At 49.6% G+C, this 19,262-nt stretch carries 18 protein-coding genes; 3 read left to right on the top strand and 15 right to left on the bottom strand.

From position 1 onward, the window contains the following. Window position 1 precedes the first annotated feature (1 nt). The 13 genes from tssH to JIG40_RS13485 all read right to left on the bottom strand — a co-directional run bounded on the left by tssH (window position 2) and on the right by JIG40_RS13485 (window position 14,468). Entirely contained in the window at window positions 2–2,614 is a 2,613-nt protein-coding gene (gene tssH / locus JIG40_RS13545) for a type VI secretion system ATPase TssH (RefSeq protein WP_199465488.1), read from the bottom strand. Window positions 2,615–2,639: 25 nt separating this feature from the next. After that, window positions 2,640–3,413 carry a type VI protein secretion system protein VasF gene (gene vasF / locus JIG40_RS13540; RefSeq protein WP_020329735.1) on the bottom strand — a complete coding sequence of 258 codons (774 nt, stop codon included), beginning with the start codon at window positions 3,411–3,413 and terminating at the stop codon, window positions 2,640–2,642. Window positions 3,414–3,415: 2 nt separating this feature from the next. Then, window positions 3,416–4,750 carry a type VI secretion system baseplate subunit TssK gene (gene tssK, locus JIG40_RS13535; protein WP_020329734.1) on the bottom strand — a complete coding sequence of 445 codons (1,335 nt, stop codon included), beginning with the start codon at window positions 4,748–4,750 and terminating at the stop codon, window positions 3,416–3,418. Window positions 4,751–4,756: 6 nt separating this feature from the next. Then, window positions 4,757–5,233 (bottom strand): type VI secretion system lipoprotein TssJ, encoded by a 477-nt coding sequence (tssJ, locus tag JIG40_RS13530; RefSeq protein ID WP_020329733.1) that lies wholly within the window; start codon window positions 5,231–5,233, stop codon window positions 4,757–4,759. 2 nt (window positions 5,234–5,235) lie between these two features. Further along, window positions 5,236–6,714, bottom strand: coding sequence for a type VI secretion system-associated FHA domain protein TagH (tagH, locus tag JIG40_RS13525; RefSeq protein WP_199465487.1), 1,479 nt, complete (start codon window positions 6,712–6,714; stop codon window positions 5,236–5,238). 3 nt (window positions 6,715–6,717) lie between these two features. Next, complete coding sequence (gene tssG, locus JIG40_RS13520; RefSeq protein WP_020329731.1) at window positions 6,718–7,734, bottom strand: type VI secretion system baseplate subunit TssG; 1,017 nt, start codon at window positions 7,732–7,734, stop codon at window positions 6,718–6,720. Beyond that, window positions 7,698–9,467 carry a type VI secretion system baseplate subunit TssF gene (tssF, locus tag JIG40_RS13515; RefSeq protein WP_020329730.1) on the bottom strand — a complete coding sequence of 590 codons (1,770 nt, stop codon included), beginning with the start codon at window positions 9,465–9,467 and terminating at the stop codon, window positions 7,698–7,700. The genes tssG and tssF overlap by 37 nt, the downstream gene beginning before the upstream one ends. Before the next feature lie 5 nt (window positions 9,468–9,472). Then, window positions 9,473–9,910 (bottom strand): type VI secretion system baseplate subunit TssE, encoded by a 438-nt coding sequence (gene tssE / locus JIG40_RS13510; RefSeq protein ID WP_004727193.1) that lies wholly within the window; start codon window positions 9,908–9,910, stop codon window positions 9,473–9,475. A gap of 2 nt (window positions 9,911–9,912) precedes the next feature. Beyond that, the gene (gene tssC / locus JIG40_RS13505) at window positions 9,913–11,388 is read right to left on the bottom strand and encodes a type VI secretion system contractile sheath large subunit (protein WP_020329729.1); all 1,476 of its coding nucleotides are present in this window, start codon (window positions 11,386–11,388) and stop codon (window positions 9,913–9,915) included. 46 nt (window positions 11,389–11,434) lie between these two features. Continuing rightward, a complete protein-coding gene (gene tssB, locus JIG40_RS13500) occupies window positions 11,435–11,944 on the bottom strand; it encodes a type VI secretion system contractile sheath small subunit (protein WP_024375571.1) in 510 nt (169 codons plus the stop codon). A gap of 381 nt (window positions 11,945–12,325) precedes the next feature. Continuing rightward, complete coding sequence (locus JIG40_RS13495; RefSeq protein ID WP_047462520.1) at window positions 12,326–13,333, bottom strand: hypothetical protein; 1,008 nt, start codon at window positions 13,331–13,333, stop codon at window positions 12,326–12,328. Then, window positions 13,317–13,601, bottom strand: coding sequence for a type VI secretion system PAAR protein (locus JIG40_RS13490; RefSeq protein WP_020329726.1), 285 nt, complete (start codon window positions 13,599–13,601; stop codon window positions 13,317–13,319). Before JIG40_RS13490 ends, JIG40_RS13495 begins: the two co-directional genes overlap by 17 nt. A gap of 423 nt (window positions 13,602–14,024) precedes the next feature. After that, window positions 14,025–14,468, bottom strand: a complete 444-nt coding sequence (locus JIG40_RS13485; RefSeq protein ID WP_020329725.1) for an Lrp/AsnC family transcriptional regulator — start codon at window positions 14,466–14,468, stop codon at window positions 14,025–14,027. Between the two features lie 111 nt (window positions 14,469–14,579). Between JIG40_RS13485 and JIG40_RS13480 the strand changes: the two genes are divergently transcribed. Continuing rightward, window positions 14,580–15,164 (top strand): LysE family translocator, encoded by a 585-nt coding sequence (locus JIG40_RS13480; RefSeq protein WP_020329724.1) that lies wholly within the window; start codon window positions 14,580–14,582, stop codon window positions 15,162–15,164. 7 nt (window positions 15,165–15,171) lie between these two features. On the opposite strand, the gene JIG40_RS13475 is transcribed toward JIG40_RS13480, so the two are convergent. Continuing rightward, window positions 15,172–15,588 carry a MarR family transcriptional regulator gene (locus tag JIG40_RS13475; protein ID WP_024374622.1) on the bottom strand — a complete coding sequence of 139 codons (417 nt, stop codon included), beginning with the start codon at window positions 15,586–15,588 and terminating at the stop codon, window positions 15,172–15,174. Between the two features lie 10 nt (window positions 15,589–15,598). After that, complete coding sequence (dmeF, locus tag JIG40_RS13470; protein WP_199251587.1) at window positions 15,599–16,528, bottom strand: CDF family Co(II)/Ni(II) efflux transporter DmeF; 930 nt, start codon at window positions 16,526–16,528, stop codon at window positions 15,599–15,601. A 133-nt stretch (window positions 16,529–16,661) separates the two neighbouring features. Here dmeF and JIG40_RS13465 point away from each other — a divergent pair, with 133 nt between their 5' ends. Both JIG40_RS13465 and JIG40_RS13460 read left to right on the top strand, forming a co-directional pair. Continuing rightward, the gene (locus tag JIG40_RS13465) at window positions 16,662–17,507 is read left to right on the top strand and encodes a DMT family transporter (protein ID WP_024374620.1); all 846 of its coding nucleotides are present in this window, start codon (window positions 16,662–16,664) and stop codon (window positions 17,505–17,507) included. A gap of 78 nt (window positions 17,508–17,585) precedes the next feature. Continuing rightward, the gene (locus JIG40_RS13460; protein ID WP_199465486.1) at window positions 17,586–19,256 is read left to right on the top strand and encodes an RluA family pseudouridine synthase; all 1,671 of its coding nucleotides are present in this window, start codon (window positions 17,586–17,588) and stop codon (window positions 19,254–19,256) included. The last annotated feature ends 6 nt before the right edge of the window (window positions 19,257–19,262 follow it).

Raw genomic sequence — 19,262 nt, 5'->3', positions numbered from 1 at the left:
ATTACTCTACCTCTCCTTTGAATTCACCGTCCTGCGCATCAAGATGAATACGATGTACCGGTTGCTTCTCCGCCAGTTTATTTAACAGCGCCAGCGATACGGGCGGCAACAATTGACCTTCAATGATGGCTTCAAGCATGCGTGCACCGTTTTCGCTGCGCGTGGCGCGATTTAAGATCTCTTCAATCAGGCGATCTTCAATCACCACCTCAGCGTTGTAGCGATCACGGAACAGTTTCTCCAGACGCGCCAGTTTGCCTTTGACGATCAGCTCAAGAATCTCTTTGTTGAGTGGCATATATGGAATGACTTCCATACGCGCCAACAGAGCTGGCTTAAAGAATGCCGCCAGTTCTGGATACAGCGCTTCATCCAGAGCTTTGGGATCGTCAGCAAAATCCACGATGGTTTGATAACCAAGGTTGGACGTCAGGAAGAACACAATGTTCTGGCAGTCGATTAAGCGCCCTTCGCCATCGGCCAGTTCACCTTTATCAAACGCTTGGTAAAAAATGTTCAGCACTTCAGGGTGAGCTTTTTCCACTTCATCCAGCAGCACAACGGAATATGGCATTTTGCGAATCGCTTCGGTCAGGATGCCGCCTTCCCCGTAGCCCACATAGCCTGGAGGTGACCCGATCAGACGCGAAACTGTATGCTTCTCTTGATATTCTGACATGTTGATGGTGGTGAGGAATTGCTTACCACCGTAGAGCTGCTCGGCAAGCTGCACCACCGTTTCGGTTTTCCCTACACCACTCGGCCCCACCAGCAAGAAAGCGCCTTTCGGACGCCCCGGACGACGCAGATCCGCACGCGCCGTCAGCAGATGGCGATGGACACGCTCAATCGCAGTGTCCTGACCTTTGATTGCCGCGCCGAGAATGTCCGTCAGGTGGGTAATTTTATACAGCTCATCGGTGTTCATTTGATCAACCGGAACGCCCGTCCAGTCGGCAATGACTTCGGCGATTTGCTCTGCATCGACCTGTGGGTGCATCAAACGCTCATGGTGCGCTATTGCCTCCAGAGCCTGATATTGCGCTGCGAGATCCGCCTGCAGCGCAGAGCGTGCGTCCTCATCCACGTCATCTGCCGTCGACATGGCCATCAGTTCCGCTCGCAGAGCGATGATCGACTCAATCAGTGCTTTTTGTTGCTGCCAGCTTGCGGTCAGCGAGGCTTTTTCCGCTTCGTCAGCCAGTTCCTGAGTGCGCAGCTCATCCAGACGAGCATGATCGACTTCCCGACCGAGGTATTGCGCGCGCTCCAGCATGTCAATTTCCAACTGACGTTGGTGACACGCAGTTTCGAGCAGCGCCAGACGTTTGGGTGGCGTGGTCATGTTGATGGCGATACGGGCACAGGCAGTGTCCAGCACATCAATGGCTTTATCCGGCAGCTGGCGACCCGAGATATAACGAGCAGACAATTCTGCCGCCGCTTTTAACGCATCATCGGTGATCAACACGTTATGCGCTTTTTCATACACACTGTTGAGGCCGCGCAGAATGTCGACCGCCTGGTGAATCGTCGGTTCTTCTAACTTCACCAGTTGGAAACGGCGCGTCAATGCCGGATCTTTTTCAAAATATTTTTTGTACTCTTTCCACGTCGTCGCCGCGACGGTGCTCAGTTCGCCGCGCGCCAAAGCGGGTTTCAGCAAGTTTGCCGCGTCACTGCCGCCTTCCTGATTTCCGGAGCCGATCAAGGTGTGCGCTTCATCGATAAACAGAATGACAGGCTTTGGCGAGCTCTTAATCGCATCGATCACGCCTTTCAAGCGTTTCTCAAACTCCCCTTTCACCGAAGCACCCGCTTGCAGCAAACCGAGATCCAGCGAGAGCAGCTCAACGTTTTGGAGCTGTGTCGGCACGGTGCCTGCGACCACACGCAGCGCCAAGCCTTCAATCATGGCACTTTTACCGACACCCGCATCCCCGACCACAATCGGGTTGTTTTTGCGGCGGCGGCAGAGAATGTCAATCATCAGGTTGAGTTCGTTCTCACGACACAGCACCGGATCCAGTTCTTGATTACGCGCCTGTTCAGTCACGTTGGTGCAGTACTTGGTCAGCGGCGAATTGTTCCCTTCCAGACTATTGGCAACACCCTTGGTTGCTGCTGGTTTGCTCACTTCAGTTTCTGCCGAATCAGCCACAATCACATCAAAATGTTTTTTCAGATTTTCACGGTTAATGCTTTCAAACAGACTGATCAGTTTGAAAGGCAGATAACGATCAGCGCGTGTGATGGCCGCGAGGAAAATTGCACCCGAGCGCAATTCGCTTTGGTTCAGTTCGGTGGTAGAAAGCAGCCATGCTTCTTGCAGCAGTTCGACCAGCAGCGGTGAAAATGCCGGATAAGTATCGAGCACCTGCTCGCGCGCATAGCTGGCGGACAAAGCCTGTTTCACGGTATCCAGATCCAGATTGGCTTGTTTGAGAATCAAGCGCACATCCGACAGCGGGTTGTCCGTCAGCACATCCAAATAATGCTCAAATGTCACTTCCGGATGCTGACGTTCGATACACAGAGAGGCAGCCTGCTCAAGGGCCAGCTTGCTTTGGGCGTTTAATTTTGAAATCAGAGTGGGTAGTTCAATACGAATCACAGCGATTACCTAGCCTTATAATTTTTTAAAGTATTTGATTGAGTTGATTTAACACGTCGCTTGATTTGCTGTGCAGCAAATAGGTATAGCCGAGAAAGAGTCCTACCCACAGCAGGGCAAAACCGGCAAAAATCGACCAGATTGGCAACTGACGGCTCAGTTTATATTTGGCGCGCACAACATGATCAGTAGCACGCGTGAGATCCTGTGGCTCTTCCTCTTCAAGGCTCGCCAGAACGCCGTGTAAGCGGGCGATGACCTTTTCACGTTCCAGTTGACCACCGTCCATCACCCGGTATTTGCCTTCAAAACCCAACACCAAGCACTGATAAATGAATTCCAACAGCGCCTGATAACGCTTGGGTTCGCCTTCCAACCGGCTCAGAATAGTGAAGACTTTTTCGCCGCCCCACGTTTCATTGTGAAAACGCGACAGCATAGAGTGCTCAGCCCAAACACTGGATGCGCCCCATTCGGTGCCCATCACCGCTTCATCCAGAAACGCGCACAGGATGTAGCGATACGCCATCAGAATCGCGTGCTCAAAGCCTTGTTCAGCCAGCTCAATCTCGATAGCTTTGATCTCTTCAATGGTCTGGTTATAGATTTGCTCAATGTTGTCGCAGGCCGCCAAAGAACGGACACGCAGCGACAAACCAAACAGCGGCGTCGCCGCATCGATCAGCACATTGGGATTGTCGCCACGCAGTTGGAACCAGAAGTCCTGATCATGGTTGATCTGCTGCACGTCATCGAAGAGCAAGCTGCTGTATTGGGTCTCTTTTTTACTTAACGCCATGATTAACTCCTAATCGCCCAGAATTGCAGGTCGAGATCATCAAATGCCGCAGCGACGTGGAACGCAAAGCCGCTCGAATGATTCAGCATCGCCCAAGCTGGGCTGGTTTTATCCAGCTGGTAATAGGTGTAACCTGCGTGATATGGCAACTGACGAGGAGCCACAGGCAATGAAATCAACGGAATACCCGGCAGTTGCAGGGAAATGAGTTCGCGAATTTTCTCCACCGACGACACTTTGGTTTGCTGTGTAAATAGGCGACGCAGATCGTCGAGCGGCATCCGCGCTTTCACCGCAATGATAAATTCGGCGCTGTCCATCAACTGCGGATCGTGCACCGGCGCGACCATCAGGCCGTACTTGCGCTTGTCTAGTTGAATCGAAACGGCACGAGGCTCCAGCACCACGCTCAAACTCTGACGCAGATTGCGAATTAAGGGGCCAAAAGACTGGCTGGGCATGTCGTGGTTGTAACTTGGCAGTGCTGGCGGCAGACGGCTTTCGTCCGTAAACGTCGCCAGTTCACCACACACTGACGCCAAGCACTCAAACAAACGTTCGGGATGCAGGCTACGCAACTCTGCCAAATGTTGCATCTGTGGCTGTAGGCGGTTCAGTGCTTGCAGCAACATAAAATCCGACACATCGGCAACGCCGCCCTGAGACGGCGAGCTGATACGCTGCGCAATGTTCTTGGCGCGCTCGCGCATCAGACCGGACATTTCGTTGATGAAACGGTGCAGCGCAGCATTGCCCACCACGTTGAGGTGACAAGGGATGAAATCCGGATCCATCACCACGCTGCCGTCCGGACGTTTTTCAAGAATGCGTGCAATGGCGATGGAGGCAAACGAGCTGCGATCTTCTTTTTCCAACATCAGTTGCATGCGCACTGGCGAGACATCAATGGTCGTGGTATCGCCCTGCACTGTGTGCACGTCACGCACTTCCAAGCGGCGACTGACATAGCGCCCGGTGCCCCTTTCTTCCGGCCAGTTCACTTCCATCAGCGATTCACTGCGCAGCGGAACCGCCAGATACACCAGTTGGTTCGCCAGCGACGCGTCTTCGATTTCTAAGGCATCTGGCATCGCGTCTTCCTGAGGAATGCGAAACGCCGTACCATCAGGCATGATGCCGACCGCGCGTTCAATGGCAATGCGACCAAAAGACAAATATTCAGGATTGAGTGACAGCTCAGACACACCGTACAGATAACGGCTGACAGCGGTCATGCGCTCGTCGATGTGGTACTCCACATAACGTTGCTGCTGCTGGAAATGTTGCGGCTTGATAAACAGCCCCTCATTCCAAATGACACGGTTACGCGCAAACATCTTTTGTTATTCCACCCTATCCAATTTCACATCGTAATCTTTGAAAAACATCAGCAGGTGGTATTCCCTGCCTTTGTTCAGCACTTTGACGGCCTTTTTCCATTCACTGATTTCCGGATCAGAAAAGTGCGCCATCACGCCGATGTAGTTTGTTTCTTCATCCACTTCAAACGCATTCACAAACTTGAACTGGTCCGGCATCAGCACGTAGTCGTAATTTTTGACGAAGTTGCTGCGAAGCGCCTTTTTGTAGTCCGCTTTCAGTTGGTCATAATCGGCGGACATGAACATCGAGTCATCTTTGAGTTCAAACACCTGAATCTCGACCGGAGACGCTTCACCCCAGATACTAGGGTTGACCCCGTCATCAGCGAGCAGACTGAACGTGACTTTCGTCGGCTGTTTCGCTGGCTCGTACGGTTCCGTCGAACTGCAGGCGGTCAATACCAGCAACGAAAGCAGCATAAACAGCAGTTTGTTCACGATTAGAGCTCCAGTTGCTTCTCACGAATTTTCTTGTCGTAAGCCTGTTCGAAAATTTCCCAGAACAGCTTTTCAAAACCGCGTTGACGGTTGGAAGTCAGCTCTTGGTAGTAGTTGCAGTACATGTTCCACGCCCACGCTTCATCCGAGGTTGTGCTGCTGTCTGTATTGCGTTTGTAGTGATGGAAACGGCGCAACAACACTTGCGGAGAGAACGCGTTCAGGATCTGATTCAGCGCTTCCGATGTCGCATGTTGCATCGCTTCGTTGTGGTCGCGTACGTTCTTCAGGCTTTCTGAAATCGCCGCTGGTGCAGAGAGGTGAACCAAGCTCTTGTCGGCATCGTACATGGTGCGGATAGTTTGCTCGTAAGACAGCCCCAGACGCAGTGGGTTATCTTCGATAGGTTGCAGGTTACGGTTCATAGTACCAAAGCGACCCTCACTGACTTGTTGATGCAGTTCCAGCAAGCCTTTGACACACGCCTGCAGCGACTCACCCAGTTCCTGAGACAAAAAGTGCATGCGTTCCATGTCAGTGTCCTGACTAAGATCGATTCCCAGTCCCTGCAGCATTGGGCCAGTCAGCAAATGTTTACCGCCAGCGGAACTTGCGGCACTTTCTGCCTTAGCTGGTTGCAGACTTTTGGCGACTTCCTCTTCAAGAAGATCCAATACTTTTTCATCCATTGTTAAGCCCTCTGATACGTTGTGAGTATTGATTTGTAGTGATGGTGCTGTTGTTTGTTGTAGCGGCTGATGCTCAGGCTCAATGTCGCGTTGCGCGGCATCATCTTTGCGCTGGCCAAAGCCCAGAATTTTTTTCAATCGGATTGATGACGTCATTTCGTATTCGCTGTCTGCCTGCGGAGTAAATTTCAAATCATGAAGAACCAGGTTATCTTCCGGCACCAAGGATTGTGGTTTGTCACTGTCTTCTTTCAGCTCAACATCACGCAACAGTGCATCGGCGTCGTCTTTGGCCTCAAGCAGCGCATCAAGTGCCAGTAGTGGATCGGCATTAACAGCAGGTTGATCGTCGTCCAACAGTTCTTCATCATCGAAAGGTTCATCCGCCAGCAGATCGACCTGATCGGCTTTAAACATCGCATCCAGCGGACCAGAATTACGCTCATGATCGTCCGCATGGCCAAATGACACGCGCAACTGATAAGGCCCGACGGTGATTTCGTCTTTGTGTTCCAGCTTCGCCAACTGATCTTTACCCAGCGGCATGTGTGATCCATTCACATAGGTGTCACCACACAAATCGCGAACACAAAACGCACCATCAATCGAGACAATCGCGCAATGCTGCGGTTTCACGCGGCCTTGAGCATCTTTCAGTCGCCAGGTTGCCCATGATTCAGATCCGATGTTGCCGCCTTCTGCAGTCCAGTGTGACTGAGCGGTCAGGCCCGATTCGAGCAGTTGTACGTTAGCCACCTGAAGGATCAGTGACGTCTGAGTCATTGCGTTCATCTGTTATTGCCTCACTTGAATCAGAACGTGTTGGTCTTGCGCGTTGTCACCCAGAAACGAAGTCCATCCAAGAGCCACACCACTGTCAGCGGCCAGGCTCAGTTTTGGCGCTTCATCTTCATCCATGGTCAGCTCTACGTCGTAGGCCATCTGCTCACGCAAAATAAATTCCACCAATTTACACAGCGGTTGGTGTTCCTTACCGGAAGGAAGAAAATCGGCGAAACGCTCGCGCGACAACTTACCGATACAGATGACAAACTTACCGTTGCAGTCCATCACTGATTCACCCACCATGCTGTCAACGCCCAGTTGAGCGTTCTGCTGCCCCAGCGACAATTGCTGGGATTTGTCGATATGCACCTTACGGCGCACCCACTGGCGAATTTGCACATCCTGCAAATCGAAACAGTGGGCGATGATGCCAGCCACCACCTGCGGTGAGCGGCTACGTCCGGCCAAAGTGCCAGCGTAAGCCAGCATCTTGCACCAGTTGATGGGTGTCTCACCGCGCAAGTCGGTATCACCCAGCCCGACCAATGCAAACAACTGAGCGGAAAAGGCGTCTTTAGCATCCGGCTGAAAGCGCACGTAATAGCGATACTTTCGCCAGATGCGATACACGAGGTTGATCAGCCGATTGTTAAAAAAATCGAGAAATGGCTGCTTAAAACCACCCGGTTCTTCATTCACCAGTTGCTCGATGATGAATCCTGGCAAGGGTGACTGCGCGCCAGACAAGCCAAAAAAGTTGGTCAGCATCACCAGGCGTTCATCTGCGCGCTCGTGCAGGGAATTCACGTCTGATGGCGAAAAACCAAGGCTTGGGTTTGCACTGAATACCAACTGACACTGACGCTCCCACTCTTCCGACTCTGGGTTGAATTGCTGCAGTTTTTGTAACAATTCGACCAACTGATAGAAGTTGTAAGCACGTACATCACCAGGCAAGTGCGATTGGGGCACCAGCTGGCTGTCAGCCGTCATATCAACGGCTGCATTCCGGTCTGTGTTCCCCATGTGTATTTCTCTTGGTTACTAACGTTGATGACGACCAGCTCATGAAACGAATTGATGCTGGCGTAGAGCGCAAAAAAATGGCTCAGTACCGTGCCAAACAGATACAAATCGCCTTCTGAACCAAAACCAGCCTGATCAATGTAGAGGGTCGATTGCAGGCCGCGCACGGGTAAGCCTCGCAGCATTTTGTCCACCGGTTGTGATTCGATTTTGCTGATGCCGTCCATGCGCAGACGCGCCACACGCTCTGCCTGACGATCGACCAGCGCGCGAAAATCGTAAGCACGCAGCACACAGCTGAGCGCATCTTTGGACAGCAGCGACAAATAGTTGAGTGACAAGTTGGAAATCAGTGTCCACAGCAGGCTGCCATCAAGAACCGGACGCAGTGACTGCGACGGCACGGTGATGTTGCGAAACGTCGCATACGGCGGCGAGGTATCGGTCGGCTCACAAATGTCACCAATGCCCAGTTCCAACGGTAACAGACGGTTGGTGCAGGTCAGCTTGATTGACACCGCTTCATCAACATCAACCGACAGGGTTTCATCGCCGCGAATAAAGGACACAAATGAGTCAAAGCCGTCACCGCGAATACTTTCTTTGATGCGTGTGCGGTAATACAACGCCTGACGATGACGAACGCGTTCTACTTCGTGCTGAAAGCTTTCAAATGAGGAGTACACACGCTTCTCGCCACGCACCCGTTGACCCGCTTGGCTGTTGTCCTGCCAACCCACCACGCTATCAACGCTGAACACTTCATAGTGCGCTGGATAGCGGCTTGACGGCACAATACGGTATTCCGATTTGCGACCATTGAGATCGATTGGGTCGGCATCATGTTCGAATAGGTTGATCACTGGGGTGCAATAGAGCTGAAAATTGTCCTTACGCACGCGAACGTCGGCAGGCAACGTTTTGGATAAATGAATGTGCAGCGTGAATTCGCCGTGCACCGATTTTGGCAGTGCTTGCCCCAATCCCTTGAGATCAAAAAAGTGGAACGCTTCCGGAAATGACAGGTATTCCTGCAAAATGCGGTAGCCTTCGTAAACATTAGTTGGATAAGGCAACAACGATTCGTCGCTCTTAAAGCCCACTGTTGCAAACGTATTACGCGGCAGAGTGAACACCGCACCATTCACTTCAACGGTGACTTTATCCAGATAGTGATTGAGCCACAGATACAGCATTTGTGAACTGTACTTGTCCCCACCTAAGTAAAAACGCAAATCACCCAGTTCAGCATCACCAATCGAAATGTCGCCGTTCATCTTCATCGCTAATTTAATGGTGGTTGCTTCGCGCGTGTGTTCCGCGTTGGCGTCCAGACAATGAAGCGGATAGAGAGCAACATCTCGGCAGGTTCGAAAATGGCATTTAGTGCCAAACACGGGTTTGCTATCCAGTTGTGTGCCGCGTGTAATGGTCTGCTTTTCACTGACGCTTTTGTCCGGTGTAAAGGCCACCACACTCATGCTCGGCACGGGCCGCAAATAGTTCGGCCACAGCATGTTGATGATCGAGTGTGTCAGCTCAGGGAATTCATCTTCGACTTTTTCACGCAGACGCGCAGTCAGGAACGCAAAACCTTCCAACAGACGTTCAACGTCCGGGTCGGTTGTTCTGCCATGCAGAAAGCGCGACAGCTGAGGGTGAATTTCGGTAAATTCTCTCCCCTGCTCTTTAAGAAAAGCGAGCTCTTCCCTGAAATACTTGTCTTGAGTCATGGTGATTAAAACACTCGATACTTTCTGTTTTGATCCAGTAACAGACTGAACTGAACTTTCTTGTGTAATGCATCGCAGTTAATGCTGGCCACAATGTGGAAACGCAGCGTTAAAGGATTGAAATGGTCCGAGTCGGCACGCACCAGTACCTGTTTTAAGCGCGGCTCATAACGTTCCAGACAATGCTGAATCGCCAGTTTGATGCGCAGCGACAAGTCCATAGTTTCCAAAGTAGCGTCGTTAAAATCCACTAACCCGAGATGCGGGGCGCTTTGAGCACCACCGATTCGTGTATTGAGGATATTGGACACATTACGCTTAACGGATTCGAGTACATCCCATGCATCTGGCCCTTGGGTCAGAGACATGGGTTTAGCATTGGCTTCCAAACGTTCAAAGAAGCCAACACCAAATGCACTCTCTTCAGGTGCAATGTAAGTCATGGTTATGCTTGATCCAGACGGCCTACCAGCGACAGTTCGAAGTTCGCACCCATGTACTTAAAGTGCGGACGAACAGCCAGAGAAACTTGGTACCAACCTGGATTGCCTTCCACGTCCATCACCTCGATTTTCGCAGCGCGAAGTGGACGACGGCTGCGTACATCTGCTGGCGGGTTTTCCTGATCGGCAACGAATTGCTTGATCCAAGCGTTCAGCTCACGTTCCAGATCCTGACGCTCTTTCCAGGCACCAATCTGTTCACGCTGCAGCACTTTCACGTAATGCGCCAAGCGGTTGATGATCATCATGTAAGGCAGTTGCGTACCCAACTTGTAGTTGGTTTCTGCTTCTTTGCCTTCTTTGGTGTTCGGGAAGATCTTGGCTTTCTGAATGGAGTTTGCCGAGAAGAATGCGGCGTTGTCGCTGCCCTTACGCATGGTCAGAGCAATGAAACCTTCTTCTGCCAGTTCAAACTCTTTACGGTCAGTGATCAGCACTTCCGTTGGGATCTTGCTTTGCAGCGCGCCCATCGATTCAAATACGTGTACTGGCAGATCTTCAACCGCACCGCCACTTTGTGGGCCGATAATGTTTGGACACCAACGGTATTTCGCGAAGCTATCTGTCAAACGAGTTGCGAATGCAAACGCCGTATTACCCCATAGGTAATGCTCGTGCGATTGGCTCACGTTCTCTGAATAGTTGAATGATTTGATTGGGTTCTCTGTTGGGTCATAAGGAACACGCAGCAGGAAACGAGGCGCCGTCAGGCCAATGTAACGTGCATCTTCTGACTCACGCAGTGCACGCCATTTGGTGTATTTCGGGCTTTCAAACGTAGACTTGATGTCTTTGATGTTTGGCAGCTCTTCAAAAGAATCGATGCCAAAGAATTGCGGGCCAACACTAGAGATAAAAGGTGCGTGCGCCATTGCGCCTAATGCGCCCATGTATTGCAGCAGTTTCATGTCCGGTGTTGATGGCGTGAAAGCGAAGTTGCCAATGATAGCGCCGGTTGGTTCACCACCAAACTGACCATAACCTGAGGAGTAAACGTGTTTGTATAAGCCAGATTGAGTTGTTTCTGGTGCAAATTCAAAGTCTTCCAGCAGCTCTTCTTTGGTGACGTGCAGCAAATCAACTTTGTTGTTTTCGCGGAAATCGGTACGATCAACGAACAGTTTCAAGCCACGCCAAGCCGATTCCATTTGCTGGTATTTCTCGTCGTGGAGAATTTCATCCATCTGCGCGCTGATTTTTTTGTCCAGTTCAACCAACATCTGATCGACCAGAGATTTATTCACTGCTTCATCTAACTGGTTGCCACCAATCAGATTTTCAATAAATGCTGCAACACCTTTTTTCGCAACATCGTACCCTTCTTCGCTTGGAGCGATGCGGGTTTGCGCCATAATTTCGTCCAGCAGGCTTCCTTCAGCCAGCTGCGGTCTTTCCAGTACCGTTTCAGTAGTAGACATCTTTTTGTTCCTGATTAAGAATTAATGACAAAAGTATCAAGTCAACTTAGGCTTGAGTTTGCTCTTCTGACTCACTAACAAGACTGAGTTCTGCCAGCAGTTTCTCGCGCGACTCTTCCGAGTTCAGCAGATCTTGCAAGCGCTCACGGAACGCAGGAATGTTGCCCAGCGGACCTTTCAGTGCCACCAGCGCCTCACGTAACTCAATCAATTTTTTCAATTCAGGAACTTGCGAAGCCACAGAATCCGGGGAGAAATCCGCAAGGGATTTGAAGCTCAGTTCCACCGGTAGATCGGCGTTTTCATCTTCACCCAGTTTGTTCTTCACTGTTGTCGTCAGTTTGAGATTGCTTTCACGCATTACGGCTTCAAAGTTATTCTTATCCACAGAAACGGTTGAGCGCTCTTCTACTGGCGTCTCTTCTGAATGGCCTTTGAAATCACCAACCACTAAGGTTTTTAATGGCAATTCCACTTCAGCCTGTGCATCCCCAGTCGCAGGAATATACTTAATATTAATGCGCTCTTTAGGAGCTACACTTCCTTCTTTAGACATATAACGTCTCCAAATACCTATGCCAGTCGTTGTCAATGAAATAGTTGTGTAAATATCTGATTGATAATACACATTAGAAATATCTTAATTATCTTATTTGATTTTTAGTAAATATAACTTCTTGAAATTGATTAATTCACCCGACTTCTCGTCAGACAAATATAACCATTGAATAATACAAGTTAAACTTACATATAAACTTTTATTTATAAAACTATGAATAAAGAGACAAGCCAATCTCCCTATTCCTGATATTCGAAAGCGAGCACATTCTATTCATTTAATAATGTTTTGTTGCACAAAAATCACAAGAATATGATCTTCACCCCAAAAACGATTACTTTTATCACACTTATTATCTATCGCTAATATTGAAATAAACTAAATATCCCAGAACAGATCATGGTTATAAAAGTCGACATTTTTTTTCAGGTTTAATTCTAATGTATCTGCCGCAGTCTCTTGCTCAGAGGTAATACGTGGTGCCAATTGTTGATACTTTTCAGCCACTGCAGAATGGAGATTTTCTAAGCGGTCCGTCCCCGCCGTTTCCAGATACAGATCGAAGTAAGCTTTTGCTCGCACCAAGTCGGTTTCCACAAACGGATAAGCTTCTCCTTGTCCGCTGTAAATGAAACCCAGTGCGGCTAGCGATGTGAGATCTCCGGCCTGCAAGGCCTTCTGGCGCCATTCGAATGCTTCTTCGTAGCGACCTTTATCTTCCAACAAGTTGATATAGGCGCGTATTGCTGGAACATAACCGGTTTTAGCCGCTGCCAGATACGTTTCACGCACTTTGGTGTCACGAGAACCAGGCATCATATATGAGCCAGAACCACTTTCTATCCGTCTGGCCTGCTCCATTAATGCTCGCGGATGATGAAAAGCCATTGCTTTAACCAGGTAATATTCTGAAAGTTCTTTATTGCTTGAATGGTAGTACTGCGCCAATTCAAACAAAGCTTGCGCCGGGTTAAGCTGCCCCAAGCGAATCAGCGTGTCGTGGTATTGATGCTGCCACTGCTCGCGTTCCTTTTTACTCAGCCATTGACCATTCTGATACAAATGTTGCATCGCGTGGCGGTTACCGCCTTGTGCAGCCTGAAGCAAATATTCACGGGCTTGCGGCGGGGTACGAATCGTCGTCCGATAGTTGGAAAGTTCCATAGCATAAAGGTAAGCCGCATCAGCATTGCCATTGTCCGCTGCGTGTTTCAGATACTGGCGAGACTCAACATTTTTAAACTGGGCGCGCAATAAGCGACCACTTTCGAACGCCTGCTGCGCGTTCAACAACTTGGCATCGTAATCTTCACCATGCGTAGCAAAGCTCGTCACGCCAAAGGAGAGAACAAGAGAAACCAGACAAGACTTAACCAATGTTGACACTGCTACCACCTTGTAACACGCCACCACAATCCACTGCATCGCCAGCTCTTGCTGCGGGCTTGCCATCAATCATCACGGTTGCAGAGCCTGCCGCAATACTGCGCGGGTGAGCTGGATTTTTCGGTTTATCATGCGGTGCAAGCGGGTCCCCCTGACGAGCGGCAGGAATGCCATCAATTTTGACCGAACCCGAACCCGCAGTGACCGGAGTCGGAGGGAATCCATCATGTGCTGACCCGATATGCCCGACTACTATGCCATTTCCCATAACAAACTCTTCTCTGAACCATCATTAAAATATGTGTGGCTCTGATAAAAGCAAAATGTATACCCATTGTTTATCCAGCAACTGGTTAAACCAGAACATAATCAGGCAAGTTATTGCCCATAACAAGCAATACATTACCCAAACCAATACAAAAATTTGCTCGATGGTTTATCAATGTCAGAGAAATGAAATTTAATAAAGTAAAAACTCTAATAAATCACCACAATATACACATTTGTCATTTAATTGATCAATTTTGTGACTGAATATCACTTTTAGTCGATAATAAATATATTAATAATGTCTTATTTTTGAGAGAAAATATAACTCTATATATTGAGTAAATAATTACTTTTCATTTTTAATTTAATTCATCTAGTTGAATATTATTGTTTGATATTTCTAAAATATATTTTCCTAATATTATTGCCGTTCATCTTTGGGTGAATCCATAACCACCATGGTTGTAATCGATTGCACTTGTAGACATTCTCCTAATACATCAGCATGAAAACGTTTATAAGCCGAGAGGTCCTTTGTTTCAACCCGAAGCAGATATTCATTCATTCCGGTAATGTTATGGCATTCCACGACTTCATCTGCAAAGCGCACATGATCTTCAAAACTCAGTTGCGACTTTTTAGTATGGCTGTTCAAACCAATTGAAACGTAGGCAATAAACCCAACATTCAGTTGAGGTTTATCCAACACCGCACGATAACCTTTGATGACCTTCTTACGTTCCAGCTCCTGAACTCGACGCAGCGTGGCTGATGGCGACAAACCCACCCGTTCCGCCAACTCTACATTGGAGATTCGGCCGTCTTGCTGCAACTCACGCAATATTCTTTCGTCAAACTTATCCATTGCCACCATCCATTGCTAAAAACTTCAATAACACACAAATATAAGCACAAAATTGCGCTCAGCTACCATTACTATTTTTCATATGTTTTGATGATGAATGAGTAACTTTGTATGGATTACAGTCAATGGGGCCCGCTGGTGGCTTTCGCTTTTGTATCAACCTTTACCCCAGGCCCGAATAACATCATGCTCATGACGTCCGGTGCCAATGTAGGCTTCTGGCGTACGATTCCCCATATGTTGGGCGTTACGTTTGGGTTTAGTGTCATGGTGCTGTTAGTGGGCGTTGGCCTGACGGGATTGTTTCAAGCCTACCCAGTGCTGCAGCAGATCCTGCACGTGGCATGTCTGGTTTATCTGGTCTATCTGGCGATAAAAATTGCTCGCAGCACGCCAGCAAATAAAAACCATCAATATAAGCCGATGTCGTTTCTTTCAGCAGCCATGTTTCAGTGGGTCAATCCCAAAGGTTGGTCAATGGCGTTAACGGCAGTCAGTGTTTATAACCAAAGTGCAAGTTGGGCTCAATTACTGTTGATTGCGTTGGTGTTCGCGGCAGTGAACATTCCGTCCGTCAGCGTGTGGACGGCTGCAGGAAAACAGCTCAGCCATTGGATGACACATCCGAAGTATGTGCGTTGGTTTAACGGTTCGATGGGCGGCTTGCTCCTGCTGTCCACCGTGCCGATGTTGTGAGGTACGATCAGAACTCTTTGTTCATTTGAGTCAGCATTTGCACCAGAGCCTGATGCTGCTGTTCGGTAAAGTGGCGGGTCAAATCCTGCGTAAGCGCGATATGCAGCGCATTGTGCTCGCGGTAAACACTTTGCCCTTGATCAGTTAAATCAACCACAATAGAACGTCGGTCGCCTTCCAACGACTGACGTTCAATCAACCCCGCCTGCACCAGTTTTTCAACCTGAACGGTCAGTGTGCCCGTCGTGATACTTAAGCGATTGGCCAGCTCTTTCATGCGCATCGCACCATGACTGCCCAACACCTCCAACGTGTGGATCTGCGCCAGTGAATAACCGGTTTCTTTGACCACTGACAGTTCCCAAGAGGACATTTTGTCGTAAAACTCGGTGATCAGATTGTTGAGTTCAGTCAGATGTTGCATGTGTTTGCCTTTACTTGGTATTCACCTCTAGTGTGAGGTGGTGCAGTTTATCAAACTCGGTCAGTTGCTGTCTAAAGTACTCAGCATCTTTCTCAGCTTCAGCTTTAAGTCGAATCGTCGCGGCGTAATGACTGGAACTCACTTTCCACATATGGATGTCCATCACATCGGCACCACTCTGCGCCAGCCTGGTCAGAATTTTTTGCTCATAATCACGGCCAATATGTGCATCCAGCAATATTGGCGCCGTCTGTTTCATCAAACCAATCGCCCACTTGGTGATCACCAACGCCCCCACAATACCCATGATTGGATCCAACCATACCCAACCCAGATATTTGCCCACAATCAATGCTGCAATGGCCAGCAACGACGTCAGTGCGTCAGCCAGAACATGCATATACGCTGCTGTGAGATTGTGATCATGATGGTGCTCATGAGCATGGCCGTGTTCATGATGATGGTCGTGATGGTCGTGATGGTCGTGATGGTCGTGATGGTCGTGCAATAAAAACATACTGACAACATTCACAATCAAGCCAATCACAGCCACTAAAATCGCTTCATTAAATTGGATTGACAACGGATTGAACAGACGATGCAGAGATTCGCCAAACATAAATAACGCCACTAATCCCAGGCCAATTGCGCTGGTGTAGCCGCCCAACACGCCAACTTTGCCAGTCCCAAACGTGTACTGACGTGAGTCCTGATGTTTACGTGCGTAACGAAACGTGAACAGCGTGATACAGAATGCCGCGGCATGAGTGCCCATGTGCCAGCCATCAGCCAGCAACGCCATAGATCCGTAAATAGAGCCCGCACTGATCTCGACCGCCATGGTGATCAGCGTTAACAACAATACATACAGCGTGCGCTTTTCACCTTTTTCGTTCGCATAAGAAAAGGTATGAGACTGAGGACAACTTGGTGATTGCATAATAAATACTTTGATTATCAAATTTTCTAAATAATAATTAGTTTGAATATCAAAGTAAAACACATTTGTTCCATTATGCTTTTTCGCCTTAAATGTAGGTGAGGTTATAAAACAAACACATAAAGGATTACATGTGCATCCAGCCCTGCTTACCGCCATCACTATGATCGCCTTTGCGGCCAATTCCATTCTTTGTCGGCTGGCGTTGCAAGAACACGCCATTGACGCCGGATCGTTCACGGCACTGAGATTAATCTCGGGTGGAATCACGTTGGTGGTCTTGCATGCCATCGTCGTGCGCCGCGAACATCGTCGCTATTCGCTGCCGTTCGCCTTCAAAGCCGGGGCGGCTCTGTTTACCTATGCGCTCTGTTTCTCCATCGCTTATCTGACATTATCGGCTGGCACTGGCGCATTACTGCTTTTCGGTACCGTGCAACTGTCACTGCTCGCTGCGCACTGTTGGCAAGGCAACAAGATCCGAGCATTAGAATGGCTGGGGCTGGCGATTTCCATCGCCGGCTTTATCTATTTGATGCTGCCAAGTGCTGAACAACCCGATTGGATATCTGCACTGTTGATGGTCGTATCGGGACTCGCTTGGGCTGCGTTTACCCTGCTTGGGCGCAACAGCGGCAATCCGACCAACGCGATCGCCCAGGGATTCTGGGCGGCAAGTCTGCTGTGTATACTCGTCTCTCCCTGGATGATTCATCAGGATTCCATCTCTACACGCGGCGTAATTCTTGCGCTGTTGTCGGGCAGTCTCGCATCCGCCGCGGGTTACATTCTCTGGTATCAGGTCATCAGCCGCTTAACCATTCTGCAAGCATCGGTCGCACAACTGTCGGTTCCTGCTATCGCGTTAGCTGGCGGCAGCCTGCTGCTCAATGAAACCCTCACTCTGCGTCTGATACTGGTGAGCCTGATGATTCTGGGTGGCATATTGCTGGTGTTTGTTGCCCGCGAGCCGAAATAGTCCATGTTGATTCCGGGCTGGCTTTTCTAAGGCAGCTCAGTACAATTCAGGCCGTCTATTCCACGCGATTGTTTTGTTATGCCACACTCTGACCGCTGCTTTACACCTTTTAAGGCCGACGTTTCCGCTATTGCTCTGCCGGACCGTTTTACCTTTCCGTTTTGTTACGAGCCGCATGCTCTGTGTGTGATTGCTGCCGATGAACTGCAGCAGCATATCCGCACCCAGCAAGAGTGGTCACATCCGTTCGGTCTTGAAGACGATGAAGCGGGCGCTAGCGGCAAGATGTTCGGCGTACTGGTCGTCAAAAACAGCGCTGGGCAGCTGGGTTATCTCTCTGCTTTTTCCGGCCAACTGGCCGAGCAAAACCATCTACCAGGCTTTGTGCCGCCGGTATTTGATCGCTTTGCCGACGACGCTTTCTTTCGCACCGAAGCCAACCAGATTGCCGCCATCAATCAACAAGTGCGAGAGTTGAAGCAAAACACCCAGGCAGACACGCTGCGCAGCGCGATTTCTGCGCACCAACAGCAAGCAGAGTCGGAGATTGAAGCGCTGCGCCTGCAGATGATCGAGACTCGAGCAAAGCGTAAGCAGTTACGCGCCGAAGCCAACGCAGATGATCAGCATGCACTGCTGGAACGCTTGGCGAAAGAGAGTGTGGCCGAGAAAAATCAGCTCAAACAGTTAAAACTTCTGTGGGAACAACGTATTCGCGCCTTACAGGATGAGTTAGCGGCACAAAACGCCGAACTTCATACGTTGCAGGAGCAGCGTAAACAGCTCTCGGCGGCGCTGCAGAAAAAGCTGTTTGCCCAATATAGTTTCTTAAACAAACGCGGTGATGTGCAGTCGCTGAATGACATTTTCTCACTCGCGGCCAATCCGATCCCACCCGCAGGCTCAGGGGAATGCGCAGCACCTAAACTGCTGCAATACGCGTTTACGCATCAACTGACACCGATCGCGATGGCGGAATTCTGGTGGGGGCGTTCTCCCAAATCAGAAATTCGCCAGCACAAGAAATTCTATCCGGCCTGCCAAAATAAGTGTCATCCGATCCTTGGCCATATGCTGAGTGGTATGGTACTCGACGACAATCCGTTGCTGGAAAACCCGGCAGAAGGTAAAGAGATCGAGATTGTGTATCAGGATGAAGCGATTGTGGTGATCAACAAACCAGCCGAGTTTCTCTCCGTGCCCGGTGTGAACGTTAAAGACTCTGCCTTGACGCGATTGGAACAGCAATTTCCCGATGCAGAAGGTCCGTTTGTGTTGCATCGTCTGGATATGTCGACTTCGGGGTTATTGGTCTTCGCTCTCACTCGTCGCGCAAATAAAAGCCTACAAAAGCAGTTTATTACTCGCGGTGTAGAGAAGCGCTATGTGGCGCTGCTGAGTGGTGAAATCCCCCTCGGGGAAGGCAGTATTACCCTGCCGCTGCGTCCAGACTTAGACGATCGTCCACGTCAGATGGTCTGTTTTGAGCACGGCAAAGCCGCCGAAACTGACTGGCAGACGATCCGTACCGAACAAGGGCGTACGCGAGTTTATCTGCATCCTAAGACAGGGCGCACTCATCAGTTGCGAGTGCATTGCGCCCATGAGCAAGGTTTCAATACGCCGATTCTGGGTGATGATCTCTATGGTGAGAAAGCCGATCGCCTGCACCTACATGCGGAAAGTCTCAGCTTTGATCACCCTTACACCAAGCAGCGCATGACTTTTCAGGTCGACCCGGCGTTTTAATTGCGC

Source organism: Vibrio sp. bablab_jr001, assembly GCF_016464285.1.
Classification (GTDB): domain Bacteria; phylum Pseudomonadota; class Gammaproteobacteria; order Enterobacterales; family Vibrionaceae; genus Vibrio; species Vibrio fluvialis.
The sequence above is the reverse complement of the archived record's forward strand: the minus strand, read 5'-3'. Positions and strand labels throughout refer to the sequence as shown.

Excerpts from the sequence above, each read along its gene's own strand:
- vasF (WP_020329735.1), bottom strand. The coding sequence starts at position 3,413 with ATGGCGTTAAGTAAAAAAGAGACCCAATACAGCAGCTTGCTCTTCGAT.
- tssK (WP_020329734.1), bottom strand. The coding sequence starts at position 4,750 with ATGTTTGCGCGTAACCGTGTCATTTGGAATGAGGGGCTGTTTATCAAG.
- tagH (WP_199465487.1), bottom strand. The coding sequence starts at position 6,714 with ATGAACGCAATGACTCAGACGTCACTGATCCTTCAGGTGGCTAACGTA.
- tssG (WP_020329731.1), bottom strand. The coding sequence starts at position 7,734 with ATGGGGAACACAGACCGGAATGCAGCCGTTGATATGACGGCTGACAGC.
- tssF (WP_020329730.1), bottom strand. The coding sequence starts at position 9,467 with ATGACTCAAGACAAGTATTTCAGGGAAGAGCTCGCTTTTCTTAAAGAG.
- tssE (WP_004727193.1), bottom strand. The coding sequence starts at position 9,910 with ATGACTTACATTGCACCTGAAGAGAGTGCATTTGGTGTTGGCTTCTTT.
- tssC (WP_020329729.1), bottom strand. The coding sequence starts at position 11,388 with ATGTCTACTACTGAAACGGTACTGGAAAGACCGCAGCTGGCTGAAGGA.
- tssB (WP_024375571.1), bottom strand. The coding sequence starts at position 11,944 with ATGTCTAAAGAAGGAAGTGTAGCTCCTAAAGAGCGCATTAATATTAAG.
- JIG40_RS13490 (WP_020329726.1), bottom strand. The coding sequence starts at position 13,601 with ATGGGAAATGGCATAGTAGTCGGGCATATCGGGTCAGCACATGATGGA.
- JIG40_RS13485 (WP_020329725.1), bottom strand. The coding sequence starts at position 14,468 with ATGGATAAGTTTGACGAAAGAATATTGCGTGAGTTGCAGCAAGACGGC.
- JIG40_RS13480 (WP_020329724.1), top strand. The coding sequence starts at position 14,580 with ATGGATTACAGTCAATGGGGCCCGCTGGTGGCTTTCGCTTTTGTATCA.
- JIG40_RS13475 (WP_024374622.1), bottom strand. The coding sequence starts at position 15,588 with ATGCAACATCTGACTGAACTCAACAATCTGATCACCGAGTTTTACGAC.
- dmeF (WP_199251587.1), bottom strand. The coding sequence starts at position 16,528 with ATGCAATCACCAAGTTGTCCTCAGTCTCATACCTTTTCTTATGCGAAC.
- JIG40_RS13460 (WP_199465486.1), top strand. The coding sequence starts at position 17,586 with ATGCCACACTCTGACCGCTGCTTTACACCTTTTAAGGCCGACGTTTCC.